An 8,092-nucleotide genomic window follows, 5' to 3' on the forward strand; every position below is an offset into this window, starting at 1 on the left:
TAAAGTTTCTTGTGACTTAGGATACAAAAAGAACCGTGTCTCTGCTCCTAAGTCCTTTGACCTAGGGGCGTCAGAAACGCGGTTCCACCCTAATTTATTACTTCATTTTATTTTACTTTACTCAGCTTTTTACTGAGAGAAAGCGCCACTTGCTTACTTTGCTCTACTTGGCTCTCACTATCCCAAGCTCGCTAGAAAAACGCCGTAAGCCCTTCTTTCTTGACTAGTATTATAGCAGATTTTTAGTGACTTGTAAATTAAAATCCGCATGAAACAATCGTTTCATACGGATTTTAGGCTAACAAACAATGTTGTTTTTCTTATGGACGTCTTGCAGCTTTTGGTTTTTTACCATGAAGTTTTTTCTTGGCATTCTTCAAGGCTGTCAAAGCATCTTTCACATCTTGTTGGCTTGCTCCTGGATTTGAAAGGATAGTTTGTGCATCCTTGAAGGCTGCTAGGTAAGCTTCTTTTTCTTCATTTCCAGCATAGATAAATTTAGCATTCTTTTCTTGGAACTTCAATTCTTCCTTGATGTATTTTTCAAGGCTTGAAAAATCAGTTGCTTTCCCGTTTAATTTTCCTTCCGCACGGCTAAGCTCAGCAAGTGCTTGATTGATTTGTTCTTGTTTCACAGTTGGATCAACTGCAAGCAAGGCAACTGTTTGGAAAGCACGATCGTAGTCGCGACGTACTTTTTCTTTGGCATTGGCATAACGACCAGTTTTAGTCGTAGCATCGTAAGCCTGCATGGCTTTTTTCAAGGCCGCAACGTTTGAATCTTTCCCATCCAAAGCTTGGCTAGCAGCTTCAAGACTAGCTAGAGCTTGGTTGACTTGCTCTTGACTAACCTTGTTGGTCAAGGCAGCTTGGGCAGCTTGCAAGGCTTGATCATAGGCTTCCTTCTTATCCGCACTGGCATTGAAGTATTGCGCTGTCTTTGTAACATCTGCTTGGTTGTTCAAAGCAGCCAAGAGATCCACTTTTGAGATCACTCCAATACGATAATTGTTGTTGCGCCCTGCGACAACTGAGATCACTGGTGCTTCCTCAGCTAGTTCATAGCCTGTAGGAAGAGTTGCAACCAAGGTATATTGACCAGTTGCTACAGATTTACCAAAGCCATTTTTACCATATTTTTCAGCAGGCAAGACAAAGTTTTCACCATCTGCCCCTTTCAATACGATCGTAGCTGCTTTTGAAACCGGTTGATCAAAGCTGATGCTAACTGGTGCATATTCTAAAGTATTGGCAAGGAAAGCGATCGTTTGGAAACTATTATCCTCTGTCAAATCAAATTCTTGTGTCAAGCTGCTGACAAATTTCACTTCTGTACGATCATACGTAAAGATTTCTGCAGTATAATGACCAAAGTTCAAGAAGTTAATATCTTTTGTCTTATCAACTGATACGTATTGGCCATTGCTATCTTTGATTCGGTAAACATACATAGTATCCAAATCTTTGTTCGTTTTAGCGTCACGAACTGCAATTTGAACCCGACCACTATTTTGATCCCGAACTAAATCAGCTAGTGAAACATAATCTACGTTCCCCGCAAAGTCTTCTACATAGTAGTAGATATTCTTCTTATCGATGTTTTCAGGAAGATCGAAGCTACCATCTGCATTGGCCTTGATCACATGGTAATTTTCAAGCGCACGTGTCCCGTTCTTACCTTCACTAGTTTGGACCATTGTCCCCTGATCATCGAATGGAGTCACGTAGACGAGTTTTTCAGTTAAGATACCACCTTCGCCAACATCTTTGGCTTTACGTGCTACAAACTGTTGAGCCCCATCTTTGAAACGGATATATCCAGATGTGATCACTGGTTTTTGAGTATCGACTTGAACCTTGAAGGTTGTTGATTGCTCCTCAGCTCCAGGAACCATTGGTGTGTAACGAATGACATAATCATATACACCATCTGCTACTGCTTTCCCATTTGCATCGGTACCATTCCAAGCAGTATTATCTAGTGTGTAGCTGCGTGGGTTCTTTTGGTCTCCGTTGAAGAAGTTCTTACGATGGTCAGATGGAGTTCCTTCCCACAATGGATTTTTATGTTCCGTATCACTTGCTGCATAAACTGTTGCACGAAGGTTTTCAATGTTTCTAAGGGCAACTGTCTTGTATTCAACGAGGTCTTTATTCCCATCTTCATTTGGCGAAATAGCGATGCGAACATTTCCATTTTCATCTAATTGAAGAGAATGTGTACCTTCCGCATTTTCTTCAATACCAAGAACTGTCATCCGACGACCATCTCGTTTTCCTTGTGTGAGGAGAAGATCATTTTGAAGGGTAACAAGCGCAGAAACATTGGCACTAGAGGAGATATTCAAATCTTTTGGAACATGATAGTAGAAGCCATCTTTTCCTTCGCGAACCAAATCATAGATTGGTTTTTCAACAGCTGGAAGGTTTTGGAATTCTCCCTTGAATCCCATAAACGGCAAGCTGACCACATCCCCATCATCTGCCGGATCTACAAAGCGAACAAATCCTTCAAGGAAATAGCCGTTCGGCATTTCTTTGCTCAACTCTTCTGTGAATTTACTTGTATCGACTTTCACTGTAACCGTTTCAGAGCTATGAGCTTTCACAGTTACTTCAGGCCAAGCTGTTTCAGTCAATTTACGTGGACGAAGGGTAAATTTACCATCTTTTACTTCATCTGTGTCTGTATTGACCAACATTTTCAAGGTACGATCGGTATCTGAAATATTGTGGACTGTGACATCAAAGGTAAAGCTATCTCCAACATTACCAAGAGTGACGCTTGGATAGTTGTTTTCACCAGTCACATACAAGTCTGTTGAAACGGCTGCGGCTGTATCGACAACCCCTGCACCTTGTTGACGTGGAGAAGTATAGACACCAGTTTCTTTGTCAACATGTGGTTTAGCTGTAGACATAATCAAGGCTTTCACAGTTGCAGAAACTTGTTCTGGAGTCAATTCTGGATGGTTCTTCACAAGGTATTCTTTAACCAAGGCTGCCACACCTGCTACGTGAGGAGAGGCCATACTTGTACCACTCATATCCCCGTAGGTATTGTCATTTAAAGAAGAAAAGATATTCCCACCAGGTGCTGTGACATCTGGTTTCAACTGACCATCGGTTGTCACTCCCCAGCTTGAGAAATCAGACAATTGGTCTGCTTCTGGAGATGGACGGTTAGCCATGGTATTGTTAAAGACAACTTTGTAAGATCCAGCTTTAAGAGCTTCCCCATAGCGTTTTGAAATGAAGACAGATGGAATTTTCTTAGCATCTCCATCAATTGCCATTCCAAGATTAGATCCTTCCACATTATTGTAGACCAAGGCTCCTGCTGCACCATGATGGAAGGCATTGGCAATCTTTTCTGAGAATGGAATTTCCCCACGTTGGATTAAGGCCAATTTACCGGTAAGGTCTAGATCTTTAAAATCATCTTCTTTCCCAAGACCAACTGATACATATTCGTACTCTTTGCCTTTTTCAAAATCAGCATCTGCAGCAGATTTACTGTAATCAAATTTTCCGTTATCCGCTTCTGCATTGCCTTCCAAACCTTTGACTTCAAAAACCTCTGTTGTAATGATGTTGTTATTGATAGAAGCAACAGAGATGGAATCCTCTACTGTTGATGGGTTTCCGACCAAGCCGTAATCTGGATTTTCTGCAGCTGGTCTTGAATAACCATTCCCAAAAGTATTGCTATTTCCTGCAGAGATTAGGACAGATACCCCTTTAGCACGCGCTCGTTTAATGGCATCCACAATATCTGAATCAGCATTGACCATAGAACCAGTAGTAGATCCAAGACTCATATTGATGGTATCTGCACCAAGGGCTACAGCATCATCAATTGCTTTTACATAAAGGGCAGAACCTGTTGTTTTTTGACGATCTGAAAAGACACGCATAAACATAACTTGCGCTTCTGGTGCTACACCATAGATCTTTTCACCGTTTCCTGCTTCTTTATCAGGATTCCCTGTTGCAATCCCTGTAACGTGCATCCCATGGGAATCTCTTTCGGCCTCTTTGATATTGTCGGTCCCATCAAAGTAGTCATAAGCGTAGACAACCTTGTCGTTGTACCATTTACCATAATCAATTCCTGCCGCTTTCTTAGCAGCTTCGATTTCTTCTTGGTTTTTAAACTTAGCTTTTGAAGGATCGGTAATCCGAAGAACCTCGTGGTTCACATCCAAACCAGAGTCGATGACGGCGACAACCATCCCTTCCCCTTTATAGCCTTGCTTCCAGGTTTGGGGAACAGTAATAATTTCGTCACTTTCGATGCTTTGAGGTTTTTCAGCTGCCTCATGGCGATTCGTTGTTTCTAAACTTGTCGCAGAAGCCACTTCTGTTGCTTTTTCTACAGGTTTTTCCGCTACTTCCGGTTTTGTTTCTGGAACAGTAGCTGCTTCTTTCGGAGCTTCTGTTTTTTCAACAAGAGCTGCTTCTGTTGCATTCGTTGTCTTTTCAGCAACTGTTGCTTCTTTTGCAACTTCTACTTTCTCACTAGCAACTGCTGTATTTGCTTCTGTTGCTTGTGAATGCTCTTCTTCAGCAGGTGCCTGTTGAGTAGTGGCTACAAGCTGTGTTCCAGCACTCGTTTGGCTGGCCGCTTGTTCTTCTGCACTCGCTTGTGCAGATCCAAATACCAAAACAGCCCCTAATAAAACTGAGGCTACACCAAATTTGTATTTTCTTAATGAAAAACGTTCTTGTCTATTCATAGAAACTCCCCTTTTATTTTAATAGTAACTATTATAACGCAAAATTATCTGAAAATTCATTCAAAAAACAAAATGTAACACAAATGTAACATTCACAAACGTTACTAACTATTAATTTATTTTCGTTCGGAAAAATATAAATTAGCGTGGGAAAGTATTATAGAACATCTGTTTTTATTGGAACTTTAAAATTATTTAATCATTGAAAACATTTTAAAAACCGAGAACGAAACTGTCCTCGGTTTTCATTAATGAATAGAAATTCTCTCTTAAAAATCTTTGATGTCCGGATCTGGTGCACCTGCTTCAACCGGAAGATGGCGAAGGAGTTCCACATCATCTGCGGTCAATTCAAAATCAAAGCAATTTAGATTACTCGCAATCCGCTCAGGCGTAACCGATTTTGGCAGTGGAAGGAAACCTTCTTGCAAACTCCAAGCCAGGGCTAGTTGAGCGACGGTTTTCCCATATTTAGTAGCCATTTCTTTTACTTGTTCATTTTGGAACAATTCTCCTTGGCCAAAAGGTCCCCAAGCTTCTAGTAAAATGCCATGCTTGCGACTTGCTGCAATGGCTTCGCTTTGGTACACCCCAGGTGATAGACGAATTTGGTTCACAGCCGGAATAACCCGAGCTGTTTCAAGGAGGGCTTCCAAATGATGAGGCAGAAAATTGCTAATACCAATAGCACGAACCTTGCCAGCAGCTAGCATATCTTCCATTGCCCGCCAAACCTCAGCATTTCGTTGTTTCCAAGCATCATTTTCTCGAAGGGGTTTTGGATTTGGCCAATGAATCAAATAAAGATCCACATAGTCCAGGCCTAGTTTTTCAAGAGACTCTTCCAAAGCAGCTTGAGCGTCTTCATAGGTGTGATGAGTATTCCAAAGTTTGGTGGTAATAAACAGGTCTTCGCGCGCAAGCCCACTGTCTTTAATGGCCCGACCCACACTCTCTTCATTCTGATAAATCGCAGCTGTATCGATATGGCGATAACCTGCTTTTAAAGCAGCTAAGACAGCTTGATAGGCTTCTTCTCCATTCGCTGCTTTCCATGTCCCAAATCCCAATACAGGAATCTCCACCCCATTATTTAAACGATAATGATTCATTTTTTCTTTCCTTTCTTCGATTTCGGTTTCTTAGGCCCTCGAAGCTTGAGCTCTGGCTTAAAAATATTCTTCTTGGTTGGCTCCATCTTCTTGCTATAAAAACTATAGAGTAAAAATGCCCCACCAACGATCACAATAAAGATATTTTTTCTTACAATCCCATAGAGCAAGAAAAAAATTCCCATCAATAAAAAACGTATATCAATTGCCTTCATAAGCTACCTCACATTTCAATTCCCATTATAGCATGAAAAGACAGCATTCACAAAATTGCACTACCATCGGTAAACAAAAACCTCTCTAGGTATGACCTAGAGAGGAAGTATTCTATCTTCGTTTCTTGAATCTAGTTAGTTGCCTGGTAACGTTTGACCCCATCGAGATAGGTCGCAACCAGATCCAAATTTTGATCAAGCACGATGAAGTCCGCATTATACCCTTCTCGAATTTGACCACAAACATCATCAATATGGACTGATTTTGCCGGATTGAGGCTGGCCATCATCACTGCTTCGTGAGGGTTAGCAATTCCCCACTCTACAACATTTTTTAATCCATCTTTCAATTTCAAGATTGAGCCAGCTAGATTACCAGTTGATTTCAAGCGAGCCGTCCCTTCAGCGACCACAACCGGGAATTCCCCAAGCATGTAGTCCCCGTCTTCTAAGCCCCCAGCTGTCATACAGTCCGTAATCAAGGCAACATTTTCTTTTCCTTTTTGTTTCATCAGGATATCACACGCTAGCGGATCCACGTGATGGCCATCACAGATCAACTCTGCTGTAGTATGAGGCAACTCATACATGGCACCAACCATACCGAGTTCACGGTGCGTCAAACCACGCATACCATTGTAGGCATGTACCCAGACACTCGCACCTGCATCAACCGCTTTTTTAGCTTCTTCAAAAGTAGCATTGGAGTGTCCCAGAGCGACAGTCACCCCTTCTCCTGTAATGGTCCGAACAAATTCTTCTACCCCTTCACGCTCAGGAGCAAGAGCAATCTTATTCAACAGACCATTGGCAGCTTTTTGCCAAGCACGGAATTCTTCCATACTTGGATCCTTCATATAAGACGGGTTTTGAGCTCCCTTGTATTTTTCTGTGAAATAAGGTCCTTCAAAATAAATCCCGCGAATCTTAGCTCCTGTTGCTTCTTTGTATCGTGCACCGATATTTTCCGTTACTGCCAAAAGTTGTTCGTAAGAGGAAGTAAGGGTCGTAGGCAAAAAGCTCGTAACCCCTGTACTCAAGAGCCCTTCACTCATGGTATGGAGAGTGCCTTCGATATTATTATCCATCACATCTACCCCACCAAATCCGTGAATATGGGTATCTACGAGGCCAGGCGCAATGCTGTAACCAGAATAATCCAGCACATCCGCACCTTCTGGTAAGCTTTCCACATGTTTCCCAAACTTGCCATCAACAAGCTCCAAATAGCCTCCGCGGCGAACCCCATGTGGGTAATAAAATTGATCTGCTTTAATATATGTAGACATAAAATCGTCCTTTCCATTGTAGGAACTGTGTTCCATTTATATTCATACATATTATAACGCTTTCACTTCTATTTGTAAATGGTCTAGACCTATTTTTGAATAGAATCCAACAAAAAAACAGAGTAAGCTTCCTACTTACTCTGTTTGACGTTCATTAAATTTGCTCGATTTGTACTTTCTCAGCGAGATTCATGGCATGGTCTGCAACACGTGTATAGTGAGAAATGATATCAATAAAGTTCACTCCGGCTTGAGGTGTACATTCACCGTGGTTCAAACGACGAATATGGGTTTTCCGAAGTCTTTTCTCCAACTTTTCAATTGCCTCGTGACGTGCTACCAATTGGTTTGCAAGACTCACATCATTGTTCTCAACAGCTTTTAAGGCATCCTCTACAAATTGATGGGTTTGGTTGTAAATATCTTCCAATTCAGCCAAGGCCGCTTCTGAAAAGACCACTTTCTTACGAATTAAATAATCAGTCAGATTGATCAAGGCTTCCGCGTGATCTCCAATCCGCTCCAAATCCCGTGAGGAATCTAAGATATTGGTGAGAACTTCACTTTCTCTCGGACTCAAGGCTTCACTCGACAAACGAATCAAGTAGCGAGTCAAATCATCATCAATGGTATTAATGGCTTCTTCTGTCTTATGTCCCTTTTCAGCTGTTTTTTCATTTTGATGAACAATATAATCATAAGAGAGATTAAAAGCTTTGTCTGCATATCCACCTAAA

5 protein-coding genes are annotated in these 8,092 nt (G+C 41.5%); all 5 read right to left on the reverse strand.

Annotated features, from left to right (window positions below):
- Positions 1 to 320 precede the first annotated feature (320 nt).
- Positions 321 to 4,739, reverse strand: a complete 4,419-nt coding sequence (locus PAN06_RS11930) for a S8 family serine peptidase (RefSeq protein WP_269796421.1) — start codon at positions 4,737 to 4,739, stop codon at positions 321 to 323.
- A gap of 269 nt (positions 4,740 to 5,008) precedes the next feature.
- Entirely contained in the window at positions 5,009 to 5,851 is an 843-nt protein-coding gene (locus tag PAN06_RS11935) for an aldo/keto reductase (protein ID WP_269796422.1), read from the reverse strand.
- Positions 5,848 to 6,066 carry a hypothetical protein gene (locus PAN06_RS11940; RefSeq protein WP_003018530.1) on the reverse strand — a complete coding sequence of 73 codons (219 nt, stop codon included), beginning with the start codon at positions 6,064 to 6,066 and terminating at the stop codon, positions 5,848 to 5,850. Before PAN06_RS11940 ends, PAN06_RS11935 begins: the two co-directional genes overlap by 4 nt.
- A gap of 131 nt (positions 6,067 to 6,197) precedes the next feature.
- Positions 6,198 to 7,355: an N-acetylglucosamine-6-phosphate deacetylase gene (gene nagA, locus PAN06_RS11945; protein ID WP_269796423.1), complete on the reverse strand. Its 1,158-nt coding sequence runs from the start codon at positions 7,353 to 7,355 to the stop codon at positions 6,198 to 6,200.
- A gap of 154 nt (positions 7,356 to 7,509) precedes the next feature.
- On the reverse strand, positions 7,510 to 8,092 hold a 583-nt coding region (locus PAN06_RS11950), incomplete at its 5' end, for a PhoU domain-containing protein (RefSeq protein WP_276593274.1).

The sequence above is a fragment of the Streptococcus sp. SM3 genome (assembly GCF_027497875.1).